Origin of the sequence: Sphingobacterium zeae, from assembly GCF_030818895.1 — a bacterium.
GTDB lineage: Bacteria > Bacteroidota > Bacteroidia > Sphingobacteriales > Sphingobacteriaceae > Sphingobacterium > Sphingobacterium zeae.
Genome location: NZ_JAUTBA010000001.1, coordinates 214297 through 240004 on the forward strand (window position 1 = coordinate 214297; position 25708 = coordinate 240004).

Below are 25708 nucleotides of genomic sequence, written 5' to 3' on the forward strand. Positions count from 1 at the left end.
TGGTCTACTGAAAGAGCAGTTTACAGAGCGACTTTAAGCTTTTTGTAAATATTGAAACATAAATCAAATTAATTTTTAGATTCTGCGGTAATGTGCTATGAATTTCACTAAATTTAGCACGCTTATCAAAAAGAGCTGAATATTTTTTAAAAAGAATGATTAATAAAACCGTCGAAAATATGTTTAGGAAACTCATATTTGCACTTTTTGTTGTATCCATTGTATCTTGTGGTTCAAAACCACGAGTCGCACTTCCTGATGACGAAGGGCTTAAACCAAGCACACAGCATCAGATCATCGCTAAGGAAGTCTCTGGATTATTGGAAAATGCAAGCTACAAAAAGGTCAAAATGAACGATTCAATATCGGGCATTATATACGATAATCTGATCAAAAGTTTGGATCAAGGAAAAAATTACCTGCTTCAGGCAGATATTGATGAATTTCAGTCTTACAAAAATAATCTTGCCCAGGACATTAAAAATGGGGATCTATCGGCCGCTTTCCATATTTTCAACGTGTATTCGAAGAGATACCTGGACAGAATGCAATATGCGCTTTCCGAAATCGGCAAAAAACAGGATTATACGAAAGACGAGTATTACCAGCCTAACCGTGAAAAATTAGGATGGTTCAAAACGGCAGAGGAGGCCAATGACCAATGGCGAAAACGTGTGAAATACGACTTGCTCAACTTAGAAACTGCCAGTGGCAAATCTACCGACAGTGCAAAGACCAAACAGGTAGAGACATTAAAAAAACGCTATGTCAATTTGATCTCTCAGGCCAAAAAAAGCAACGCAAATGATGCTTTTCAGATCGTGATGCAAGCGCTGACAGATGCTGTAGATCCGCATACTTCTTATTTTAATCCATCTTTTGCCCAGGCATTTAACGAAGGAATGGCCAATACTTTTGAAGGGATCGGTGCAAGATTATCCATCGATAACGAAGCGGTAAGTATCTTTGAAATTATCCCCGGTGGACCTATTTTTAAAGACAAGAGCATTCACGTCAATGATAAAATCATTGCTGTAGCGCAGGGAAAAGATGGTGAATTTGAAGATATTATTGGTTGGAGACTGGATGCTGCTGTAGCAAAAATCAAAGGTCCAAAGGGAACAATCGTTCGTCTGAAAATTATTCCTGCCGGCCAGCCAATGAACTCTCATCCACGCATTGTATCCCTTGTACGGGAGAAAATCGTCGTTGAAGAAGAGTCTGCGAAAAAAGAAATCATGAACGTCAAAGGAGCGGACGGAAAAATGTATAAAGTGGGTATCATCAACATTCCTAAATTCTACATGGATTTTGAGGCTTACAGAAGACGTGACCCGAATTATAAGAGCACAACAAGAGATGTTAGGATGATATTGGACACACTGAAACAACAGAAAGTGGATGCGGTGGTTATCGACCTGAGATTTAATGGTGGTGGTTCTTTACCTGAAGCAATTGATTTGACAGGTTTATTTATCGACAAGGGTCCTGTTGTACAAGTGAGAGATACAAAAAATAACATTGATGTTGAAGAAGATAAAAATGCCGGTGTTTCTTGGGATGGCCCACTGGGCGTCATGATTAACCGCTTCTCGGCTTCGGCTTCTGAAATCTTTGCTGGTGCTATACAAGATTATGGAAGAGGGATTATTTTAGGATCTCAAAGCTACGGCAAGGGCACAGTGCAGTCGGCAATAGACATGTCACGTGTGATCAGCCCAACCAGCCGATTGCTGTTAAAGGCATCGGGCGAAAAAGATCCGGACACCCCGGAAGGCGCCCCTCAGTATGGACAGATCAATATTACATTGGGTAAATTTTATCGGGTTAACGGAAGCAGCACACAACACAAAGGTGTGACGCCTGATATTGTATTCCCTTCTCAGTTTTCTGCAGAGAAATTTGGCGAAAGCTCAGAAAAATCAGCGCTCCCTTGGGATCAAATCCAATCAAGCAACTTCAAAAAAGTAGCTGATCTGAGTGCAATCGATAAAAAATTGGAAGCGATGCATGAGGCACGCATCAAAAACTCATTGGAATATAAATATCTGAAAGAGGACATCGAAGAAGCTCAAAAGGATGAGGATGTTAAAATTCCATTGGAATTTAACAAATTCAAGAAAGATAAAGATGACAACCTCAAGAAAAATAGAGACCGCATCAACGCTTTATTGAAATTGCAGGGGAAACCAGCTTGGGAAGAAGGCAAATCACAGCCTAAAATCGACCTGGATTTCGTGAAAGACGAAAGTGCAAAAGTGATGACCGATTATATCATCAACTTTGGCACAAAAAAACCGATGTAATTTGCCCAAAACTAAAACTGTAACGTAAATAGCAAGAGGGTGTCCAAAAAGTGCATTGCCCCCAAAAAGTTAACCACTTTCTGGGGGTATTTTTTTATGAATAAGAAAAAGAAGCACAGTTTTGAATTTAAGCAGAGCTGTGTTAAACAGATGGATGAGCATTATCGCTCTGCAAAATCTCTTGGTAGAGAATTAGGAATCACCTATTCATTACTTGACACTAGGCATAGGATATATAAGTATCATGGATATGCAGGACTTCTTCCCAAAAAAGGGAAAAGGATCTTTAGCCCGTCTTTTAAGTTGTCAGTCCTTAGCGCAATCCGTGAAGAAAGTTTATCTTTGAAAGAGGCCCGCTTACGCTTCGACCTTTTCTCGTATGTCCACATCATCAACTGGCAAAAAAGACTGGATGAATTTGGTCCGGCAGGATTGGAGCCGCAGGCTAAAGGAAGACAACCTATGACTAAAAAAGCAAACCAACAGATCAAGAGAAAGGCCAGGAAAACGAATAAACCACTCACGCGTGAAGAGGAATTTTTGCAGTAGACGAGTATTTACGGGCGGAAAATGCTTTGCTAAAAAAGCTCCAAGCCTTTGCTCAAGAAGAAAACAGGCGCAAGCCATAATGGAGCTAAGGCATCAATTCGACCTGGTTACCATGTTGAACTGTATTAAAATGGCAAGGAGTACTTTTTATTATTACTCCGGGAAATCTGGACAACCGGACAAATATGAACAGGTAAGAAACCTAATCAGCAGAATATACCATGATCAAAAGGGGCGCTTTAGCTATCGCCGTATCGTGCTGATGATCAAACGATATGGAGTAGGTATTAACCACCATAAGGTCGTGCTTATTCTGATGGGAGAAATGAAGCTGAAGAGCCTGATCAGGGTGAAAAAATACCGATCCTACAGGGGTGACCTGGGCAAGATGGCTCTCAATATCCTTAATAGGGAATTCAAGGCTGACAAACCATCCCAAAAATGGGCTACTGATGTTACAGAGTTCAAAGTCAGGGAAGGAAAGCTCTACCTTAACCCGATCATTGATCTGTTCAATCAGGTAATTATCCGTTATGAGCTTACTGACATACCGGTCTTCAAGGTTGTAATGGACATGTTGAAAAAATCTCTTCCTTGTGCAAAAGTATCCTCAGAGTTGGTTTTAGATTCAGATCAAAGATGGCAATATCAAATGCATAAGTATCAACAATTGCTCAGGGAAAACGGAATCACCCAAAGTATGTCCAGAAAAGGAAATTGTCTGCATAACGCTGTGATTGAAAATTTCTTTCGAACACTAAAGTCAGAGCTCTTCTATATGAAAGAATATGAATCAACTGAGCAGTTAAAAAACGATATAAAAGACTACATCTTCTACTACAATAAAAAGGCGGATCAAACTCAATTTAAATGTGGAATGAGCCCGACAGAATATCGAGCTCATTTCTAAAAATCTAATAACTAAATTTGTCCAACTTTTGGGGGCAGTCCATTTTCGGAAAGCCTCTTCTAAATTTTGCAGCTTAAGTAAATTCGCAATTAAGACCCTGAACAGGAAATCAGCTTTCGACCATTTCCTTGGCCAATAATCACCGTTCTTCCGTCTACCTTTTGGCTGATGACAACACTATTATTTCCCGATGCACTCCAATTAACGGTATTGAACGATAATCCATTTTTCAATTTTAGCTGAACCAGAGGCCCTCCACTACTTTTACTTCCCAGTAATGTTACCTCCCCATATCGGCTAATCAATATCCGGAGTAATGGCGCATTACTTGTACCCTTCATATCATAAACTTCAGGTATACCATTTACAGCATACTCCGTACCATCTACAAACTGAATATTCCGCACGGTTCCAAGACTAGTATTGGTCTGAAATTGAACCTGATCGTTCGTACTGCTTCCAAATATATATTGCCCATTTACGCGCATATTGAAAGCGTTGTCGAATTCGGTAATATCAAATTGAAAACCGTAATTTGCCTGCGGCGCGCTAAACGTATTTGTAATTACCTCATTATTAGCATAGCGCGTACCATCTTTAATAATGCCACTGTATGAGTTGCCATTAGCCGTCCAAGTCGCCCGCTCATAATTCCAATTAAGCGCATCTGAGGTTACGCTTTGCGTACAGGCTTTGAAATTCAATACTAAATTATATTTGTGCCCAGGTATAATCTTAATATTTGGGACAACAATATTATTCTTCGTATCACCATCAAGTGTAATGGAACCTATGGTGAGACTGGCCGTAGTTGTATTCGGACTGATCACTAGCGTTGGAAAAGCCGTCACTGAACGTGATCCAGAAGAGATCGCTGCAAATGTAATTGCCGCGCTCGAATTGGTAGAGGCATATACAAGACTACCGTCATTTAGGCTAAATGTTGCAGAACTTTTAGCAGGACTGACAACCATATTTGATAAAGCCGCTATAGATCCAGTCATACTATTGTCCATCTGCACTGTTGTAGTAATCTGACTAAACTGATGCGTCAGTATAACAGCTAAGTTGTTATTTCCGTATGCTAACTGCATCGTTTTTTTAAAGTACATCAGATCGCCATTGACATCTTTCAATTTAGCGGTTGACAAATTGGAAATACCGTCTACATTTGGAATGACAGAAGTGCTATTAATAGAATACACCACAAACGTGTAAGTTTTTCCAGCATCCAAATTGAGCTGTGGCGCATTAGATCCGTAGCTATAGTCAGTTGATTGCAAATAATTACCAGAGGCATCGTAAACAACAATTCGATATTTTACATTAGTATCAAGCGTTTTAGTGATCACCTGAGAAGCTGCCCTCAATGATCGCGTGTTAAGAGCAGGATCGACATAATCGCTTCTTTTAAAGGAAGCATCTAATTGGGAGTTCTGTTGATCTCTTAATGTTACGCCCAATGTCATGTGTTCTGAAACAGCCACTTCTGACACCTGCTCGGCTAATTTGCTATTTGTGACTTTTCTGTTGGATGCCAATACCACAGTTTCTTCTTCGGGATCCCCTACCGATACTCCTACGGTAACAATTGCCAATCCTTCCTGTTCTGCGACAGGCACATTGTTTGACTTGGTACAGGATTGCAAAAGAACTAAACCCATGCAAAGCCCAAACAATAATCTATTTATAGTTAAATCCATTCCTTTCATGATATTTTTGATTAATTATAACTTCCCCAGTCTAAGTTTCTAATATCATCATTATCTTTCGTCCATTGTTCAACTACCTGACCATTAGAGTTTTGAGGCTGTACAGTCGCAGACTCAGCGGCTATACCCGATTCAAGATCGATTAAAAATAGTTCGATTTTTGGTTTTACGTATTGCTTTTTCATGATAAATGATGTTAAAAGGATTTAATAGAATCTAAGATATATATAAACGAGGTTCTTAAACAGTCCAAAATTATCCCCCAAATATTTCATATACAAACAAATACTAGAATATAAAAATACCTGTAGCTAGGCTACTACATAATGTAGAGTTACCTAAATATATATATATATATATATTGTCCGATTAAAAATATTGCTCAAATAATAAAACAAAGACGCGTATGCTGAATATCTATAAAATAGACAATACCTTTATTGACCATCCCAAGTTTTCAATCATGTAAACGTGTAAATGAGCTTGCCGAAGAGGGAAATGGAAAACCATCCACTGTGGAAATCAATCTAGCAGATGCTAGATATGGGGAAGTTTATCACGCACGTTTCCATCCATCAGAAGCCGGTTGAAACCACTACTTTAAAACTTCATCTGGATGGGTTTGAGAAAGCTTACAGTAAACAGAGCATTGAAGTTGTTGCCGATGCCGGTTATGGCAGCGAAGAAAACTACGAAATGCTTGAGGACAAGGAGATCGAAACTTATGTGAAGTACAATTATTTTCATAAGGAACAGAAAAGAAAGATGAAGAATGATCCATTCTCTGTCCAGAACCTGTTCTATAACACCATGGAGGATTTCTACGTCTGTCCGATGGGGGCAAAAATGGAAAATATCCACATGGGAAAACGAACTTCGAGCAATGGTTATGAATTCTAGGTCGCTTATTATCAGGCGAAAAGTTGTGAAGGATGTCCGCTACGCGGAAAGTGCCACCAGGCAGAAGGGAATCGCAGAATAGCATTAAATCACCGTCTTAGAGAACTGAAAACGAGCGCAAGAGGGCTTTTTAAGAGTGAAAAAGGACTGGATCACCGAAGTAAACGCCCGATAGAGGTAGAAACAGTGTTTGGACAGCATCGTTTTTTATGATACTCATCACTGTGGAGGGATCTTAACATTAAATTCACGTTTTATTTGTAACTTATCGCTAGATTGATTGTTTTGGTAATATACCGCCGCTATACGAGACCCTATAGATCCACTTAAGCGAAGGATCGGGATGACATAGCGCAGCAGGTTATCAAGTTAAACGTATAAAAAAGAATATCATGAGACATATCCTCCTGTTAACTGACTTTTCAGAAAATGCTCTTCTAGCAGCAAAGCAAGTTGCACTATGTACAGAAGCATGGAAAACGCAAAAGGTGATTGTATATCACACGTACAATAGTGTTACCGTCGTCGACAATGAACCTATTGTTGTTGTCAATGAGGAAGTAAAAGCGGCCAAAGAAAAGGAACTTGCGGACTGGTTCGACCAAATTAGACTATTGTTCCCACCACAAGTAGCATTATCCTATCAAATGGAAGACGTGGATTTACCGATGGGCGTTCAAGAAATATGTCGTGCCCAAGCTATTGATCTTGTCGCATTGGGTATTACAGGTCAAACAGGCTTTGCTAAAATCCTGGTAGGAAGCAATGCCATTACGTTAATGGATATATGCCCTAAGCCGATGCTTATCGTGTCGCATAAGGTAGATCCGGCAGTCCCCAAAAATGTACTGGCGACAACGGATCTGAAAGAGGTGGATCGCAAACTGGATTTATTTAATTTGGACCAGGTTTTGGAAACCTTTCAAGCAAAATTATATGTCTTGAATGTTGCGAAAAGAGAGGCATCTGCTGCAGACCTGGCGCAGGAATTAAAGCATCTTCATGAGCGCCTGGACAAATACCATCCGATTTATGACTACATTAGTCACGATGATGTTGCCATGGGTATCGAAGAATATGCAAAAGAGAAACACATCGACCTCATCCTTTCATTCCATAAAAAGCAGGGACTATTATCTAGCCTGTTTAAAAGCAGCATATCAAAAAAGATAGCCTGGAATGGCTCCGCCAACTTATTGGTTATTCCCATGGATAGATCATAAAGACAGTATATTTTCACATAAAACCATCGCAATGAAAGTGAAAAGGAAAAAACCGTTTACTTTTTATCAACGGAGTGTCTACCGGGACCGATAAGAATAAGTCCTAAAAATACAAAACAGAGCTCAATTGCATGGGATGCGCCAGAGATACCATCTCCTTTGGAAAGATGCAGTAATCCAGCGATAACCATTGTAAAAGCAAGCAATAGTGCTGCTGGTCTGAAAAAAAGACCCAACAACAAAAATAGCCCTCCAACGGTTTCGGTCACGGCCGCCATAAATCCCCAAAATGTAGGCAGAAAATGGATACCAATCGTGCCCATTGCTTTACCTATGCCGGCCCAAAGCTCTGGGCCACCCTGCAACTTGGGCAGACCGTGCATAATCATCATCACGCCCAATCCAATACGCAAAACCAGAAGCCCTGTATCCCTATACTTACTCAATGAATTCCAAATTGCCATATAAAACGGTTAAATTATTAATTGATGAACAAAACCACTCGCCCTAAATTAATGAAATTATTTAAATTGAAGGTCCTGCAGCGCTATGCTAGGAATAAATTTATTGTATTTTTAATACTTTATGTGTAATTTAATAGCTATATAATCGACGGTAAAACGGTGGACTGCAACAGAAATACGGCCTAAGTCGGTAATAGCTTTGCGACGGATTATGTGATAAACAAATAACTAATAAGGATGAAAAACCTACTCTTGTTAACAGACTTTTCGGACAATGCCTACGCCGCTGCTCGATACGCCGCGCAATTGGCTCCGCTATGGGGCATTGAAAAGGTTGTCTTGTACCATACGTACGAAGTAATCCCTACGGTAGGTACTGAACCTGTTGTTATCAGCAATTCAGAAATTCTTGAGGAGAAACAAAGTGATCTTAATACCTGGCAACAGGAGCTCATGCTGCTTTTCCCGGAAGGGATAGCCTGGAAATCTGTGCTTGAAGAATATGAACTAAGCTACGGCGTAAACCGTACTTGTGCAGAGGAGGATATTGACCTCGTCATCGTCGGCACCGCGGGCAAAAGTGGCCTAAAGAAACTACTACTCGGAAGCAATACGCTCAAGCTGATCGAAAATTGTCACACGCCCTTATTGGTGGTCCCGGCACGGGCTGAACTTAGGGTACCGAAAAAGATGCTGATAGCCTCAAATCTTAAGGAAGTAAAACTAAAATTGAACCGCCTGTTGGTCAATGCATCTGAAGTATTGCGCAAAAGTGAGGTATATGTGGTACATGTCACCAAAGAAGATCCTGCAAATAAAGCTGTAAATGCTGAAATAACGATCATGAAAGATCTGCTGGCGCCCTACAATCCCCTGTATAGTTATATCCTTCATACAGACATCGCCCTTGGGATTAACCAATACATTAACGAAAATAATATCGATATGATGGTTACTTTCCACCGCGACAAGGGCTTGTTAAGCCGAATTTTCAACACCAGTTTAGCCCAGAAGATGGCTTGGAAGAGTCAGGCGGCAATGATGGTCATTCCGGTACATTCCGGCTAATCAGAATAGGCGTTGCAGCTAAATGCTGTTCAGCTATACCTACAAGTAAGTTAGCTGAACAGCATTAGCCGTGGTTTTCAATTCCACTTTTCGGCCTAGTACGAGGGCATGATTGTCATCAATATGACCTGCCGGATAGGCAAACGCTACCGGAAAATCATATTCTTTAACTTTATCCCACACAATTTCTTCCACACTTTGGCCAAAAGCGGGGTCGTTGTCCTTCATGGCAGAGAAACCGCCGACAATAAGACCGCTCAATTTTTTTAATTTTCCCGCACGCTTCAATGCCCATAGCATTCTGTCTATGGAGTAATAGGCTTCCCCTACATCCTCTATAAATAAAATTTTATTCTTGTAATTGACATCCGAATCGGACGCCAGTACAGAAAGTAAGATAGCCAGATTTCCACCCACCAGTTTTCCCTCCCCCTTGCCTGCACGGTTGGGAAATAAGGTTTGCTCGTAGGCAAAGTCCATATTATGACCAAACAATGCATTTTTCAAGGTCTCCAAAGAGGCCTCTGTGCCCGTCTCAAAAGACTTGGGCATCTGTCCATGTATTGTGGCTACTTTAAAATTCCGTTGAATATGACTGTGCAATACGGTAATATCGCTAAAACCCACCAGCCATTTGGGGTGTTTTTCGAAGTTCGAAAAATCGATTTCATCGACAATTCGAACACAACCATAGCCGCCACGTGCGGCGAATACCGCCTTAATCGATGGATCGTCCAGTGCCCACTGCAGATCAGCTGCTCGTAAACTGTCTTGTCCGGCAAACTGGTGGTACGATGTGCTGACAGTCTCTCCGACCACAACCTCCAATCCCCAGCCCTCCAATGTTTTTAGGCCTACATCAATAGATCCACGGATAAAACTCGCAGGACAGACGATCGCAACTTTATCGCCTACTTTCAGAAAATCAGGTATTTTGGACATCTTTTTATCGCTAATGATCAAACAACCGGAAGCACAAAGTCTAGTCTCCAATAAAAAAATTATGGGAAAACGATGTGCTTATCCCTACAAATAAACGTAAATTTATCTGAGTTTTCTACCGCTATTTGGAATAATATTTTTGCGATTGTTTGATATGATACGCATTTATATTGCATATAAACAGCAATTTATCTAAGTTTGCCAAAGAAAACAAGTACACACTTTAATATCTTTCAAGCATTGAGTATTCTAGATAAAAAACGTTATACCATCACATCGGCATTACCGTATGCCAATGGTCCTTTACATATTGGACACCTTGCTGGAGCATACATCCCTGGGGATATCTTTGTCCGCTATTTGCGTCTGAATCAAAAAGATGTCGTTTATGTATGTGGTTCAGATGAGCATGGTGCGGCGATTACCATCCGTGCAAAAAAAGAGGGCATTACCCCACAACAAATCATTGATAAATACAATCAACAAATTAAAGAGAGCTTTGAAGAGTTTGGCATTTCCTTCGATATATACCACCGCACATCGGAGCCCATACATCACCAGTTATCGCAGGATTTCTTCTTGAACCTTTACAACAAAGGTGAATTTGTCGAGAAATTTTCCGAACAGTATTAACGATGAGGAGTACCACCAGTTTTTGGCCGACCGCTATATTACAGGTACTTGCCCAAATTGTAAGTCCGAAGGTGCCTATGGTGACCAATGCGAAAAATGTGGAACATCCCTGAGCCCGACAGATCTGATCAATCCGATTTCGACATTGAGCGGAAAGACACCGGTATTGAAAGAAACAAAGCACTGGTACCTCCCTTTGGATAAATACCAGCCATGGCTTGAAAAATGGCTGATCGAAGGAAAGAAAAATATCCTTAAATCCAACGTGTTTGGGCAATGCCAGTCTTGGCTTAAATCGGGTTTACAACCGCGTTCAATGACCCGTGATCTGGACTGGGGTGTGGATGTACCGCTGGAAGAAGCACAGGGTAAAAAACTTTATGTCTGGTTGGATGCGCCTATCGGTTACATCTCAGCAACCAAACAGTGGGCATTAGACCACGGCAAAAACTGGGAGGACTATTGGAAAACGCATGATAACCCTGCCGATGATTCTACGTTGATTCATTTTATCGGAAAAGATAATATTGTCTTCCACTGTATTATTTTCCCCGCTATTCTTCATGCTCACGGCGATTACATTTTGCCTGAAAATATTCCAGCCAACGAATTCCTTAACCTGGAGGGCGATAAGCTGTCTACGTCTAGGAACCATGCGGTTTGGCTACATGAATATCTACAGGAATTCCCTGACAAACAGGATGAATTGCGTTATGTATTAACGTCGATATTACCGGAAACCTCCGATGCTGAGTTTACCTGGAAGGATTTTCAGGCACGCATAAACAATGAGCTGGTAGCTATTTTGGGCAACTTTGTAAACAGAGTAATGGTACTCTCTCACAAATATTTCGATGGTCAGGTATTGAAGGGATCTGCTTTGTCTACAGTAGACCAAGCGGTATTGGATGAATTAAAATCATTTCCGGTTGCCATTACATCTTCTTTGGAACAATTCCGTTTCCGCGAAGCTTTGGTAGCATTTATGAATGTTGCCCGCCTTGGCAATAAATATCTTGCGGATGAGGAACCATGGAAAATCATCAAAACGGATGAAGAACGGGTTAAAACAATATTAAACGTCGCGGCACAGATCGTTGCAAACCTCGCTGTCCTTGCGCAGCCGTTTTTGCCTAAAACAGCAACCAAATTATTTGAAATGCTCAATTTTCCTCAAGGAAACTGGAATGACGCGGGTTCAGATGCGTTGATTGAAGTGGGCCATCAATTGGGTGAAGTACAATTGTTATTTGAAAAGGTAACAGATGAACAGGTCGACTTTCAGCTCGATAAACTTACAGCAGCAAAAGCCAAAAACATAGCCGACAATGCCAAGGTTGCTCCTGCAAAAGAAAATATCAGCTTCGACGATTTTGTTAAAATGGATATCCGTGTCGGAACCATTACAGCAGCTGAAAAAGTTGCCAAAACAAAGAAATTATTGAAATTGACCATCGATACGGGTATTGATACACGGACGGTAGTTTCGGGTATTGCAGAATTCTTTAGCCCTGAAGAAATTGTAGGGCGTCAGGTGTCCATATTGGTCAACCTTGAACCCCGGGAAATAAAAGGGATTATGTCGCAGGGAATGATCCTTATGGCAGAAGATGCCGATGGAAGACTGGATTTCGTCAAACCAGATACAACAATTAAAGTAGGGAGTACGGTGCGTTAATACCAAACGTCATACCATGATAATAAAAGCCTGTTCGTCTGCACAGGCTTTTTTATAGGCTATTTTTGATAGGTACTTCGAGGCCACCGCTTTTCTGGTAGTAGCCTATCTTTTTTCCTTTAGCATAGTTGGCTGATTAAAAGAATATGCTCTGCATACGTTTCTTAAAATCCTTTTCATCCAAATAATCATAAACGGTATCTTTTAGCTTTTCTAGGATCTCTGCTCGAGATTCGGCCACCACTTTTTTCTTTTTGGTGAGCACATTTGAGACCGGAGCATTCGTGATCTCCACCTTGGTTGCAAACATATTGACATTCATACTTGGAATGGACACCCCCATGATTAGCCCTGGTAGCCCATGAATAAGTTCCGGACCTCCGGAAATAGGAATTTGTCCTGCAAAAAAAGCAACGACATACACTGAATCTTGCACAATTCCATTGACTCTTCGGCAGTCGTATCCGGCAATATTTCGATATTCATCGGTATACTTCCATTTTACAGCAGGCAATGAATCTTTAAGTAAAAGTTGATCATCACCAAATGGAAGCAATTTGAGAAACTCCTGCTGTTGAAAATTGATATAAGTTTTTGAATCTGCAAGGATGGACTGGTATCGTGTGACATTGCGGTAACTCGGAGGATAGTCTTCCTGAATAGTCTCAAAGAGGGTTTCATGATCGTAAAATTTCAACATATGATGTGTCACCACCTCTGTAGGACCATTTTTGACGGCATTGTCGACCGTTAACTTGTCCCAGGTATCTAAATCTGGATTGTTGAGGTAATTACGCTTCAAGAAGTTCTGCACATGAAACTTCCGTTCATAGGTCACTATTCCGCTGCTCGGAAAATAGGCATGCTGCGCCTGGGCTGTGCTCATGCACAGCAACAAAACCCAAATCATCAACTTCGTATATTTACTCATTTGGTATCTCCTTTCATCTGTAAACAAAATATTTTTTCCATTGGTCAGATGGAGCTTATCAGAATTAATATTCACCTTAACTTTGGACAAAAAATTGGATATTGCTATCATGGGCGGTTCATTGATGTAAAATTATAGATTACTTTTAGCATGCCATAACGGCGCAATACGTCGTTGCTCGTCTGAATAAATGACGTTCCATTTTGATATCGGTACACGCCATTATTTTTATTTAAAATATCATTGACGAACACCTGCACTTCCAACGATTTATCTTTCAATAGTTTTTTGGAAACATAACCATTCATATTGACAATGTTAATCGACTGTAATGTTTTCGTAGCAGCCTGATAATTTTGATTGGTCGTTAAAGAGATTTTGAAATCTTTTGGGAAGTAATACGTGAGCTCGGAGTAGGTCCTCAACGTAAAAGTGGAACGATTTAACTCGGGCTGCAAATAGGAATTCATTTGCTGAACACCTGGCCTGATGGAAATATAGAAATCCATCTTATTCGCCTTATAGCGACTAAAACCGATATTCGGTGAAACACTCCACGTTTGATTTCTATTGAGCTTTGGCTCTTCGGTATACGATGATAGGTAACTAAATTGGCTATTGTACTGCACCTGCATCCCTAGATTCATTTTCAACCCCCATTTTTTTTGTAATACAAAACTGTATCCACTACCGCCATACATCCGCCAATTGTCCTTGTCAATATTGACATAGGAAATCTGCTGTGTACCTCTATCCAAATCGTACCGCACACTATTGTTGATGCTATTTTTACCTTGATCTGCATTTACATAAAAATAGATGCTCTGATCTTTCAACTGCTTATAGTTATTGTAATCAATTGAATACGAATTGTCAAAACCGGCTTTTAGGTTTGGATTATCCAGATATTCAATAAGCGGCTGTGCATTTTGCTTTAGGGGTTCTATCTGTGTCAAAGAAGGTTGACTGGTATGTCCACTGTAACGGAAATTGATATTTTTACTTTTAGAGATTTTATAATTCACCGAGAAAACTGGATTAACTGACGTTTGATTGCGCTGTAATGTTGTATTCAGATTATTATACGTCCTCTTCACATCCTCAAAATCCACCCTATTGCTTACATTGACAGTCAACGTACTAGATTTGTAATTCAGCGAAGTATTCACTGCACTTTTCAAGCTGGTGTAATCGAAATCATTTAATAGATTCTGATCTAGCACAGTATATTCACCTGTAACGGGATCTTTATCAAAAGACTGATTCAGCGTTTCCGATTTACTGCTGTTGAATGCATATCCAACGGCGGCAGTCAGCCGTTTTGACAAGGGCTCCGAATAAGTTACTGAGGCGCCGTAGGTATTGTTGGCCAGCTTATCATTTTTAAATTGATCAATCAGGGTGGTATCACCTGAACTTTGAAAGATGTTTTCAGAGAAATATTGGATTTTTGAACGATTCTGATCCGTATTTGCATTCATATTAAAAGTGACAGAACGGCGCTCTTTTCTGAAGCGGCGTGTTAACATCGCATTGACATTAAATCGATCCTGATCAGCATTCAAATCATTTTTTGATGTCGTCTTTGTGATCAAGACTCCATCCAGTGTACGTTGATCAGCTTCAGAACCAGAGAAATTATCACGGCTAGACTTCATAAATCCCATATTAACGGTCAAATCGGACATCGAATCCAACTTCAAATCATACCTCAAATTAGCAGTATTGGATTTACTTTCGTTCTGCGACCGCGTCACGTTATTGTCTACCTGCGCCCGCTCAGGCAGATTGTTTTGCGCATTGTAGGTACTGGTGTTGCCAACACGGATCTGATTACGCTTAAAGTTGACATTGACCTTGTGCTTATCATCTTTGGTTTTATCGGAATAGCTAGCACCCATATTGATCGCTCGAGGTACTCCTCCACCGGAATACGTACCGTCCCAGTCGCCATCAGAACCGTCGCCACCCGAGGTAATCATAATACCTCCGCCTTCCATCACCTGCACATTGCTGCTTCCACCGACACCATATTTTTGGCTATCTTCAAAGCCCAGTCCAACCATGCCGTCATTGGCAAGAATGCCATACGCGGCAATTTTTTGCGAACCTTTAAACTTATTGAACATCACTTTACCGCCGTAATAGTGATCCGTACCCGCTCCGGCAACGGCTTGCCCAAATAGTCCCTTCTTCTTATCTTCTTTGAGTTTGATATCAATGGTCTGCGTACGCTCGCCATCATCCACGCCCGTTCGAACGGCGAGGTCTGATTTCTTTTCATAAACCTGCACTTTACTGACCATATCTGACCGAATATTCCTAGTAATTAACGTGGGGTCATCACCGAAGAATTCCTCCCCATCGAGCAGTACTTTTTTCACTTCTTTGCCCTGAGCGGTAATCTTGCCAGATCCATCCATCGTAATGCCGGGCAATACTTTTAACAGGTCCTCAACTTTGGCATCCTTATCAACTTTGAAACTACCGGCATCGTATTCGATGGTGTCCCCTTTAATAACCACCGGAATTTTGCCATTCACCTGCACCTCCTCCAACAGTAAGGCTGCTTTGGATAGTTTCACCAATCCAATGTCTACGTCTCCGGCAGTAACTTGGATATCCCTTACCAAATCTGCATATTGGGGATAGGAAACCACCATCTTATAAGTTCCTGTATCCAGATTTGCGAGTTGGAACGTTCCATTTTCTTTTGTCCGACCAAAGGTAACCAAGACCGAATCTTTGGGGTTGAGCAGTGCGATTGAAGCCTGATGCAGTTTTGCAAGATCCTTGCCATCCACAACCGAACCCGAAAGCTTATGTTGTGCATAGGATTTCGAACTTAAAATAGCTAGCAAAAGAAACAAAACTAGGGAATAGGTTAGTTTCATAAATTAACGTTTATATATTGTCAGGTAAATATACTGCTAATGCTACGGAAAATTCGTAAAATAATGTTAAATAATTATATAATTAAAAAGGCATTCAATCATGAAAAATTCATTAGATTAAAATGCTGTATTCCAAAAATATAATAACAAAAAAAGAGGCCTGACTTATTTATCAGGCCTCCATTCAAAATGAAAAAAATATTTTATTTTCTTTATTCTATATTTAAATTCAATTCTTTTTCCTTATTGATTAAATGGGCAATACTTGTATCATTCAATATCTGCAACATGGCATTTCTTACCTCAACGAACGTATCACGTATGCCACAGGCATGCTCTTGGGTACACTCCTCGCAGGAGCGGTAGAAATTTAAACTCACACAGGGTAGCAACGCGATAGGTCCATCGATCAAGCGCATAACCTGCGATAAGAAAACGTCCTCTGGCGCCTTGTTGAGACTATACCCGCCCCCAGCACCTTTCTTGCTATAGAGAATTCCGGCATTTCGCATTTCGAGCAGAATCTGTTCCAAAAATTTCTTGGGAATATTCTCTTCCTGCGCAATCTTTACGATTTGCATAGGCTCATTACCGTAGTTACGACCAAGCACCATCAGTGCCTTTATTGCATATTTTGTTTTTTTGGAAAGCATACTTTATTAACCCCCTGTTGAATCGCAAATTTACGTTTTTTATTCAATAGAATAAAACCCGCACCATTTCATGCGTAGAACAGCTGTAAACACCCAAACGGGGGTTCACTTCGCTATACTGGAAACGTATCTACTGCATTTTCTTATTGCCCCAATACCGCCGTGATGGGTTTTCCAATACTGCCATTTGGTTCGGTAATGTGCAAAAGTGCCGCAATTGTAGGTGCAATATCCACAATATGTACCTCTGTATTGGAAACTCCGGGCTTGATGCCCCAACCCATAAATACCAAAGGAATATGGGAATCGTAGGCAGACCAGGTACCATGGGTCGTACCGGTCGAGCGAGGCGTACCATCGTACCACTGTGGTTCGCAAACAATCTGGATAGCACCACTGCGCTTAAAGTTATAACCATTGATCATTTTTTCCCGAATAGGCGCTGGAATCATCAGGCTTTCACCCTTCTCCATATCAGCAACATAGGCCACGCCTTCGGTATGACGAAGTTCACGAATGATGGTCTCTTTTATTTTATCGCGATCCAACTGTAAAGAATCGATCAACTGATTGTTTAAATGAACCTGATAATTCATCATGCTTTTTACAAGCTTCTCTTGTCCAAATTTATCTTTAAGCGTCTTGTTAAGACCTGTGATAATCTGACGGGAATAGAAATAACCTCCATTTCCTTTCATATCCATAAAAAACCGAGAGTTATAGGAAGCGCCATGATCTGCAGTCAGGAAGAAGGTATAGTTTCCCTTACCCACGGTCTTATCCAGGTAGTTGAAGAAATCGGCAAGTTGTTTATCAAGCTGCAGATAGATATCTTCAATCTCCACCGCTGTCAATGAGTAACGGTGTCCGACGTAGTCTGTTGCTGAAAGGCTCACACAAAGGAAGTCGGTATTTTTAGTCGGGTTATTTCCCATCTGTTCATTTTTGATTGCTTCCATTGCCAGGTCCAAGGTAAACTGATTTCCCATTGGTGTGGTTTTGATCAGCTCATAGCCTTCGTCTTTCATCAGCTTAGAAGTTGCGCGCGGCAAAGTCGGTTTTTCTTCGCCAGGGTATTTACCTTCGTAAATATTATCATCTGCAATGCTGTTGGCAGCATAGGTACTAATATCATACATGGGCTTCCAGTCGCCTTTCAGGTATTTTTCAGCCAATTTTTTCTTGTTGAAGTCTACGACCCATTTTGGCAGTTTATCCATGTAGAAATTAGAGGTGATCCAATCACCTGATTTTGCTTCGAACCAATACGCCGCATCAGCGAAATGCCCCGCAGGCAGAATACCACCACGGTCTTTAATCGCGATACCGATCACTTTGGATTTAAAGTTAGAAGCGAGTTTCAATTGATCCGTTACAGTCGACGCAAGCAAATTACGTGGAGACTGCTGCCCTTCCTTGGCGGTAGTCCCTACACCAACAACATTATCGTCCTGCGTACAGTACATATTCTTACCCGTCTGTTCTTCGATCCAGTCATTACCTGCAATACCATGTATGGAGGGAACTGAGCCTGTATACACCGAACTGTGCCCAATGGCTGTGTATGTCGGAATATAGTTAATCAATGTATTTTCACAGGAAAATCCTTCTTTCAAAAGTCGTTTGAAACCATCATTTCCATATCGATCCGCAAAACGATATAAATAATCCCAACGCATTTGGTCCACCATCAGGCCGACAACCAATTTTGGTCTTTCCGGTTGCTGCGCCATGGACGAAAGCGCTGCTATTCCAAGGACGACACTTAAAAAAAATCTTTTAATCATAATTGTATTAAGTATTAAAATATTAGTTTTTTATTTAGTGTAAAGTATTCCATCAGACCTTAAAAAAGGAACAATAAATCGTAACATATTGGCAGCCCAGGTCTCCTGATATCGATTACTTCACTTCGCTAAAGTAGGGTTTAATCTTTTAAATATGCTTTTAAAAATTGACCTGTATAAGAATCTTTACAATGGATAAGTTCTTCCGGAAGACCCGCAAAGACTAGCTTTCCGCCTTTATTTCCACCCTCAGGACCAATATCGATCACCCAATCTGCCGATTTGATCATATCCATATTGTGCTCGATCACCAATATACTGTTGCCTAGGGCAATCAGTGCATCAAATGATTTCAATAACTTTTTAATATCCTGAAAGTGTAAGCCTGTTGTTGGCTCATCAAAGATAAAAAGTGTTTTCTTGCTGTTATTACCCTTAATGAGGAAAGAGGCCAGTTTAATCCGCTGTGCTTCACCGCCAGACAATGTACTTGACGATTGCCCGAGCTTAACGTAGCCTAATCCAACGTCCTGTAAAGGCTGCAATTTAGCCAATATTTTAGGCTGGTCTTCAAAGAATACAATCGCTTCATCAACACTCAGCTCGAGAACATCTGCGACAGACTTGTTCTTGTAATGTACATCAAGCACAAATTGTTTAAATCGTTTCCCTCCGCAGGCCTCACATGGTAAAACGATATCGGCCATAAATTGCATTTCAATTTTAACTTCACCTTCGCCCTGACAAACATCACAACGTCCACCTTCAACATTAAATGAAAATGCAGCAGGTTTCAATCCAGCAGCTTTGGCTGGCGCCTGATTGGCATATAAGGCCCTGATTTCATCCCAGGCTTTCACGTAAGTCACAGGGTTGGATCGCGAAGAACGACCGATCGGATTTTGATCGACCATTTCAACTTGTTCAACCTGGGTAATATCCCCCTCAATCGCATCATAGACGCCGGTCTGCTCGCCGGAGTAATTGCCGATCGACTTCTGCAGTGCTGGGTAAAGGATACGTTTGACCAACGAAGTCTTACCTGATCCCGAAACACCCGTTACCACAGTAAAGGTATTCAATGGGAATTGTACATCAATCCCTTGGAGGTTATTCTCATGTGCCCCTTTAATGGTTACGCTATTGGACCATGGACGGCATTTTTGGGGCGCTTCAATCTGGCTTTTGCCGCTGAGGTATTGACCCGTAAGACTTTTTGTGTCTTTCAGAATCTGCTGATATGTACCCGCAAAGACCATATCGCCGCCATTGATTCCCGCTTCCGGTCCGATATCGATCAGGTAATCGGCAGCTTCCATCATTTCCTGCTCATGCTCAACCACTACAACCGTATTGCCAACATCGCGGAGAGATTTCAGCACAGAAATCAGGCGCTGTGTATCACGTGGATGGAGCCCGATACTGGGTTCGTCCAACACATAGATAGAACCTACGAGCGAACTCCCTAATGAAGTAGCCAGGTTGATCCGCTGCGACTCACCGCCTGAAAGGGTATTCGACAGCCGGTTCAGCGTCAGATAACTTAATCCAACATCGCACAAAAATTGCAACCTGTTATTAATTTCAGCAAGAAGTCTTTTGGCAATGACCAACTCATTACCGACCAGCGGTAAAGTTTTAAAAAACTCCAAGGCTTCTTCAAGTGGCATCAATACGATATCGGTGATAGACTTGCCCCCAACTTTCACATAGGTAGCATCTTTTCGCAATCGGGTACCGCGGCAATCCGGGCAATCTGTTTTCCCACGGTAGCGCGATAACATCACACGGTATTGAATTTTATAGGTTTGGGCTTCAAGTTCTTCGAAGAACTGGGTAAGGCCTTCAAAATATTGATTTCCCGTCCACAGCAGCTCTTTCTGCGCGGTCGTCAGGTCCATGTATGCACGATGTATCGGGAAATCAAATTTCAGTGAACTTTTAACAAGTTTCTGTAGCCACTCGCCCATTTTCTCTCCTCGCCAGGGTGCAATCGCGCCATCGTAAACCGATCGGCTCTTGTCTGGAATAACAAGATCGGGATCAATACCAATGATCTTCCCGTAACCTTCACATCGGCGACAGGCACCATAAGGATTATTGAAACTGAAGAAATTTGGTGTAGGTTCTTCAAAGGTTATTCCATCAAGTTCAAATTTATGGGAGAAATGATGTCGCTTACCATTTTCCTCCATATAGAGCTCGCCTTTACCCTCGAAAAAACCTGTTTGGACCGAGTCAGAAAGTCGATTGACAGTATCATCGTCCTGTTCAATGCGAACCCGGTCGACGACAATAAGTACTTCACCATCCTGGAGGTCTTTGTTGGCGATGGACTTATCATCGATAATAGTTTCGATTTTCTGCATACTATCACCATAGAAGACACGCACAAAACCTTTCTGTAACAGGAGCGACAGTTCTTCCTTAAGTTTACGCCCATGGGAAGGTATAAGCGGAGCAAGAAGTGTCACCGTTGTCCCCTCTTCTAAATTCAACGCAAAATCCACCACTGAACTCACACTGTCTTTGGTCACCTCGCGGCCTGATACAGGAGAAATTGTCTTGCCGATCCGGGCATACAACAATTTCAAATAATCATAGATCTCAGTGGATGTCCCCACCGTCGAACGAGGGTTGGACGTAATGACGCGTTGTTCTATCGCAATCGCAGGAGCAATACCTTTGATGTAATCCACCTCCGGTTTATTCATCCGTCCCATAAACTGTCTTGCGTACGAAGAAAGACTCTCGACATAACGTCGTTGTCCTTCGGCGTAGAGCGTATCAAAAGCTAAGGATGATTTTCCTGAGCCCGACATTCCAGTGATAACAACTAATTTATTTTTTGGGATATCAACGTCAATATTCTTTAAGTTATTAACTCTTGCACCCTTTATCTGAATATATTCTTTTGGAGTGTGCTCCACCTGTTTACTCATAATAATCCTTATCTCACACAAAGTTACGTATTCTTGGCTGATTATATTCCTGCGAATTAAAAAGCTATTCGGTTTTCTATCACCTGAATTTCAAAAAAAGAGCTGCCGTTCTAAACTAGGCTAAAGTTTACCAAAAGGGTTCATCCTGGCAAATCACTAATTTTAAAATCTGCTTATAATGCAAAACATAATATTTCATTTAGTTTCCCAAACAATTATTTTTTTTTATTTTTCGTTTTACAATTAATCCTTTCGAAAACAATATAGTCCTATAGGTGTTAATCTTCTATAAAAATGTAGCATTTTTTGTAGACACAGCGTTTAAACAACGAATTAATTAAGGCATATTTGATATTATTGATTGAAAAACACAAAACAGATGAATAGCAAATATGTCTTTAAAAATCAAATAACAGTGATATGAAAAAAAATGTATTTCAAGTAATGATGCTATTAGTAATTACATTAGTATCCTCAACAACTATTAGTAAAGCGCAAATGGTTATCGACAAAATAGACTTAAGCATTTTTCCGAGCCCCGAAAAAGGGTATAAAAAAATGGTGATTGAAGTTCCCTATTCGGAAAGTGATAAAAACAAAAAAATAGAATTTTCGGTAGGGAAATGGATGGAAGTAGATGGATGTAACTCCTTTAACCTATCGGGCACGTTGGAGAAAAAGGATCTTCAAGGCTGGGGTTATGACTATTATGTATTCAAAACAAATGGCAATGTTGCCAGCACCATGATGGCTTGTCCAGACAAAGAAAAAAGAAACCTTTTTGTTTCGGCACAACCGGAGACTGTACGTTACAATGGCAGAATGCCGATTGTGGTTTATGTACCGGAAGCTTATGATGTGCAGTTCAAAATCTACACAACGGATGGTGACACCTACCGTGCAGCAGAGGTAAGAACAAAAAAGTAAACCGCTACAGCGATATACTGACTAAAACAAATCACAATGCAATAAAAAAGCCCTCGAACAATGTTCGGGGGCTTTTCTGTTATCGCTTTTCGCTATGGACTATTGAAATTTCTTCGCGTTTACTTTACGCTCGTTTTCAGTCAAATAGATTTTACGCAGACGCATTGATTGCGGTGTCACCTCAATATACTCGTCAGCTTGAATATACTCCATACATTCTTCCAAGGAGAATTTGATTGCTGGTGCAATACGTACGTTGTCGTCAGAACCAGAAGCACGCATATTTGTCAACTGTTTTCCTTTGGTAACGTTGATCGTTAAATCATTGTCACGGATGTGTTCACCTAGGATTTGTCCTTCATATACATCCACACCTGGATCTACGAAGAAACGACCACGGTCTTGTAACTTATCTATGGAGTATGCTGTTGTTGAACCTGTATCCAAAGAGATCAATACACCAGCCAAACGACCAGGAATTGTACCTTTCCAAGGCTCGTAACCTTTCAAACGGTGTGCCATAACAGCTTCACCAGCTGTTGCTGTCAACACGTTGTTACGTAAACCGATGATACCGCGAGAAGGGATAGAGAACTCAAGATGTTGCATATCTCCTCTAGCTTCCATAATCAACAACTCACCTTTACGTTGGGTCACCAACTCAATTACTTTTCCTGACACATCAGAAGGAACGTCAACAACAAGTTCTTCGATTGGCTCACATTTTTGACCATCAATTTCTTTGATGATAACTTGTGGCTGGCCTACTTGCAATTCATAACCTTCACGACGCATTGTTTCGATCAATACCGACAAGTGAAGGATACCACGTCCGTATACCAACCAAGCATCTGGAGACTCTGTAGGAACGACACGTAGTGCTAAGTTTTTCTCCAACTCTTTTTGTAAACGATCGTAGATGTTACGTGATGTTACCAATTTACCTTCTTTACCGAAGAAAGGAGAGTTATTTATGGTAAACAACATGTTCATTGTTGGTTCATCAATGCTGATAACTTCCAATTGCTCTGGATTTTCAAAATCTGCAATGGTATCACCGATATCGAAACCTTCGATACCAACTACGGCACAGATATCACCGGCACTTACTTCAGGCACTTTGATGCGGCCAAGGCCTTCAAATACCTGTAGTTCTTTTACACGTGATTTCACAACTTTTCCATCGCGTTTCACCAAAGAAACCGGTTGGTTTTCCTTGATCGTACCACGCGCAACACGACCGATAGCGATACGTCCTACGAACGTCGAATAATCCAATGATGTTACCTGCATTTGCAAAGTACCTTCAGAGACTTCTGGTGCAGGGATATATTTGATGATGGCTTCCAACAAGTCCGTGAAGTCTTCAGTACGATTTTTCCAATCTGTAGACATCCATCCTTGTTTTGAAGAACCGTACAATACTGGGAAGTCCAATTGCTCTTCAGTAGCACCTAAGTTGAAGAATAGGTCAAAAACATGTTCGTATACTTCTTCAGGACGACAGTTTTCTTTATCGACTTTATTGACAACGACGATAGGTTTGATACCTAATCCCAAAGCTTTACCTGTAACGAAACGTGTTTGAGGCATTGGTCCTTCGAAAGCATCGACCAATAGCACTACTCCATCAGCCATCTTCAATACACGCTCTACTTCACCACCGAAATCGGCGTGACCTGGGGTATCGATGATGTTGATTTTAACACCTTTATATGTTACTGATACGTTCTTAGATACAATAGTGATCCCGCGCTCACGCTCTAAATCATTATTGTCTAGGATTAATTCACCAGCATTTTCATTTTCTCTGAATTGATTGGTAAAATATAAAATTTTGTCTACAAGCGTAGTTTTACCGTGGTCGACGTGAGCGATGATCGCAATGTTTCTAATGTTTTGCATTGAGCAAGAATATTTTTATAAAATTTTAGGGTGCAAAGATAAACATTTTGCACCATAAAATTTATAACTATGTGTATTTTATTTAATTACACCTAATTCTTTACCTACTTTGGTAAAGGCGGCGATTGCTTTATCCAGGTGAGCAACTTCGTGTCCTGCCGAAATCTGCACACGGATACGGGCTTTTCCCTGAGGTACAACAGGATAGTAGAAACCAATCACATAAATTCCCTCGTCCAACATCTTGGATGCGAATTCTTGCGCTAATTTCGCGTCATAAAGCATTACAGGCACGATTGGGTGGAAACCTGGTTTGATATCAAATCCAGCAGCTGTCATTTTTTCACGGAAATAAGTTGTATTTGACTCCAATTTATCGCGCAATGCAGTTGTCTCACTCAGCATATCTAAAACCGCTACAGAAGCTCCTGCAATTGCTGGTGCCAAGGTATTCGAAAATAGGTATGGACGTGAACGCTGACGTAACAAATCGATGATTTCTTTTTTACCGGAAGTGAAACCACCAGAAGCACCGCCTAAGGCTTTGCCCAAAGTGCCCGTAATAATATCTACACGATCGATAACATTGAAAAGCTCGTGTGTACCACGTCCCGTTGCACCGATAAATCCAGTACAGTGCGATTCATCGATCATCACTAGCGCCTGGTATTTATCCGCAAGATCACAGATCTGATCCAATGGAGCTACAGATCCATCCATCGAAAACGCGCCATCTGTAACAATGATTTTATGTCTAGCACCAGATGCAGCCTGCAATTGTGCTTCCAAATCAGCCATATCTGCATTTTTATAACGGAAACGTTGTGCTTTACACAAACGAACACCGTCAATGATAGAGGCGTGATTCAATTCGTCAGAAATGATGGCATCTTCAGCACCAAATAAGGGTTCGAATACACCACCATTCGCGTCGAATGCTGCCGCATATAAAATAGTATCTTCTGTTCCGAGGAACTTTGAAATTTTTGCTTCTAATTCTTTATGCACATCTTGGGTTCCACAGATGAAACGTACGGAAGACATTCCATAACCATGTGTATCAATCGCTTTCTTAGCTGCTTCGATTACTTTGGGGTGCGAAGACAGACCCAAATAATTGTTAGCACAAAAATTGACAACTTCCTGTCCTGTACTCACTTTGATGTCTGCTCCTTGAGGGGTAACGATCACGCGCTCTTGTTTATACAATCCCGCTTCTTTGATTGCTTCCAATTCCTTTGCTAAAACTGGTTGTAATGTTGTGTACATAATTCGATTTTAATT

At 41.0% G+C, this 25708-nt stretch carries 18 protein-coding genes and 2 pseudogenes; 9 read left to right on the plus strand and 11 right to left on the minus strand.

The features are described 5' to 3' along the window. Positions 1 to 179: 179 nt before the first annotated feature. The 3 genes from QE382_RS00905 to QE382_RS00915 are packed head-to-tail and all read left to right on the plus strand — an operon-like array spanning position 180 to position 3765. Positions 180 to 2306 (plus strand): carboxy terminal-processing peptidase, encoded by a 2127-nt coding sequence (locus QE382_RS00905; protein WP_307184319.1) that lies wholly within the window; start codon positions 180 to 182, stop codon positions 2304 to 2306. Between the two features lie 39 nt (positions 2307 to 2345). Further along, positions 2346 to 2855 carry a transposase gene (locus tag QE382_RS00910; RefSeq protein WP_307184320.1) on the plus strand — a complete coding sequence of 170 codons (510 nt, stop codon included), beginning with the start codon at positions 2346 to 2348 and terminating at the stop codon, positions 2853 to 2855. Beyond that, positions 2833 to 3765 carry an IS3 family transposase gene (locus QE382_RS00915; protein WP_307184321.1) on the plus strand — a complete coding sequence of 311 codons (933 nt, stop codon included), beginning with the start codon at positions 2833 to 2835 and terminating at the stop codon, positions 3763 to 3765. Before QE382_RS00910 ends, QE382_RS00915 begins: the two co-directional genes overlap by 23 nt. Positions 3766 to 3854: 89 nt before the next feature. Here the strand turns inward: QE382_RS00915 and QE382_RS00920 are convergent, their stop codons facing one another. Both QE382_RS00920 and QE382_RS00925 read right to left on the minus strand, forming a co-directional pair. Further along, positions 3855 to 5468 carry a hypothetical protein gene (locus QE382_RS00920; RefSeq protein ID WP_307184322.1) on the minus strand — a complete coding sequence of 538 codons (1614 nt, stop codon included), beginning with the start codon at positions 5466 to 5468 and terminating at the stop codon, positions 3855 to 3857. A gap of 20 nt (positions 5469 to 5488) precedes the next feature. Continuing rightward, the gene (locus tag QE382_RS00925; protein ID WP_209577192.1) at positions 5489 to 5662 is read right to left on the minus strand and encodes a hypothetical protein; all 174 of its coding nucleotides are present in this window, start codon (positions 5660 to 5662) and stop codon (positions 5489 to 5491) included. Positions 5663 to 6020: 358 nt separating this feature from the next. Here QE382_RS00925 and QE382_RS00930 point away from each other — a divergent pair, with 358 nt between their 5' ends. The 3 genes and pseudogenes from QE382_RS00930 (at position 6021) to QE382_RS00935 (ending at position 7600) form a co-directional block, all read left to right on the plus strand. Further along, positions 6021 to 6377 carry a transposase gene (locus QE382_RS00930; RefSeq protein WP_209577191.1) on the plus strand — a complete coding sequence of 119 codons (357 nt, stop codon included), beginning with the start codon at positions 6021 to 6023 and terminating at the stop codon, positions 6375 to 6377. Positions 6378 to 6395: 18 nt separating this feature from the next. Continuing rightward, positions 6396 to 6590 (plus strand): annotated as a pseudogene (locus QE382_RS23520) (transposase); the annotation flags it as partial. Between the two features lie 179 nt (positions 6591 to 6769). Then, complete coding sequence (locus QE382_RS00935; RefSeq protein ID WP_209577190.1) at positions 6770 to 7600, plus strand: universal stress protein; 831 nt, start codon at positions 6770 to 6772, stop codon at positions 7598 to 7600. A 56-nt stretch (positions 7601 to 7656) separates the two neighbouring features. Here QE382_RS00935 and QE382_RS00940 read toward each other — a convergent pair whose 3' ends face one another. Continuing rightward, entirely contained in the window at positions 7657 to 8064 is a 408-nt protein-coding gene (locus tag QE382_RS00940) for a DoxX family protein (RefSeq protein ID WP_209577189.1), read from the minus strand. A gap of 237 nt (positions 8065 to 8301) precedes the next feature. Here QE382_RS00940 and QE382_RS00945 point away from each other — a divergent pair, with 237 nt between their 5' ends. Then, a complete protein-coding gene (locus QE382_RS00945) occupies positions 8302 to 9132 on the plus strand; it encodes a universal stress protein (protein ID WP_209577187.1) in 831 nt (276 codons plus the stop codon). Between the two features lie 39 nt (positions 9133 to 9171). Here QE382_RS00945 and QE382_RS00950 read toward each other — a convergent pair whose 3' ends face one another. Next, entirely contained in the window at positions 9172 to 10074 is a 903-nt protein-coding gene (locus QE382_RS00950) for a S66 peptidase family protein (RefSeq protein ID WP_209577185.1), read from the minus strand. 240 nt (positions 10075 to 10314) lie between these two features. Here QE382_RS00950 and metG point away from each other — a divergent pair. Then, positions 10315 to 12385, plus strand: a pseudogene (gene metG, locus QE382_RS00955) (methionine--tRNA ligase). Positions 12386 to 12521: 136 nt separating this feature from the next. On the opposite strand, the gene QE382_RS00960 reads toward metG, so the two are convergent. The 5 genes from QE382_RS00960 to uvrA all read right to left on the minus strand — a co-directional run bounded on the left by QE382_RS00960 (position 12522) and on the right by uvrA (position 21592). After that, positions 12522 to 13427 carry a GLPGLI family protein gene (locus QE382_RS00960; RefSeq protein ID WP_307184323.1) on the minus strand — a complete coding sequence of 302 codons (906 nt, stop codon included), beginning with the start codon at positions 13425 to 13427 and terminating at the stop codon, positions 12522 to 12524. Further along, the gene (locus tag QE382_RS00965; RefSeq protein ID WP_307184324.1) at positions 13424 to 16210 is read right to left on the minus strand and encodes an outer membrane beta-barrel protein; all 2787 of its coding nucleotides are present in this window, start codon (positions 16208 to 16210) and stop codon (positions 13424 to 13426) included. The genes QE382_RS00960 and QE382_RS00965 overlap by 4 nt, the downstream gene beginning before the upstream one ends. A 212-nt stretch (positions 16211 to 16422) precedes the next feature. Continuing rightward, positions 16423 to 16863: an RrF2 family transcriptional regulator gene (locus QE382_RS00970; RefSeq protein WP_307184325.1), complete on the minus strand. Its 441-nt coding sequence runs from the start codon at positions 16861 to 16863 to the stop codon at positions 16423 to 16425. Between the two features lie 143 nt (positions 16864 to 17006). Next, positions 17007 to 18650: an alkaline phosphatase PafA gene (pafA, locus tag QE382_RS00975; RefSeq protein ID WP_307184326.1), complete on the minus strand. Its 1644-nt coding sequence runs from the start codon at positions 18648 to 18650 to the stop codon at positions 17007 to 17009. A 140-nt stretch (positions 18651 to 18790) separates the two neighbouring features. Then, positions 18791 to 21592, minus strand: coding sequence for an excinuclease ABC subunit UvrA (gene uvrA, locus QE382_RS00980; protein ID WP_307184327.1), 2802 nt, complete (start codon positions 21590 to 21592; stop codon positions 18791 to 18793). A 420-nt stretch (positions 21593 to 22012) separates the two neighbouring features. Here uvrA and QE382_RS00985 point away from each other — a divergent pair, with 420 nt between their 5' ends. Continuing rightward, positions 22013 to 22519 (plus strand): ecotin, encoded by a 507-nt coding sequence (locus QE382_RS00985; protein WP_307184328.1) that lies wholly within the window; start codon positions 22013 to 22015, stop codon positions 22517 to 22519. A 99-nt stretch (positions 22520 to 22618) separates the two neighbouring features. On the opposite strand, the gene typA is transcribed toward QE382_RS00985, so the two are convergent. Together typA and kbl are read right to left on the minus strand one after the other, a co-directional pair. Further along, the gene (gene typA / locus QE382_RS00990) at positions 22619 to 24424 is read right to left on the minus strand and encodes a translational GTPase TypA (protein WP_112375271.1); all 1806 of its coding nucleotides are present in this window, start codon (positions 24422 to 24424) and stop codon (positions 22619 to 22621) included. A gap of 78 nt (positions 24425 to 24502) precedes the next feature. Beyond that, the gene (gene kbl, locus QE382_RS00995; RefSeq protein ID WP_307184329.1) at positions 24503 to 25693 is read right to left on the minus strand and encodes a glycine C-acetyltransferase; all 1191 of its coding nucleotides are present in this window, start codon (positions 25691 to 25693) and stop codon (positions 24503 to 24505) included. Between the last annotated feature and the right edge of the window lie 15 nt (positions 25694 to 25708).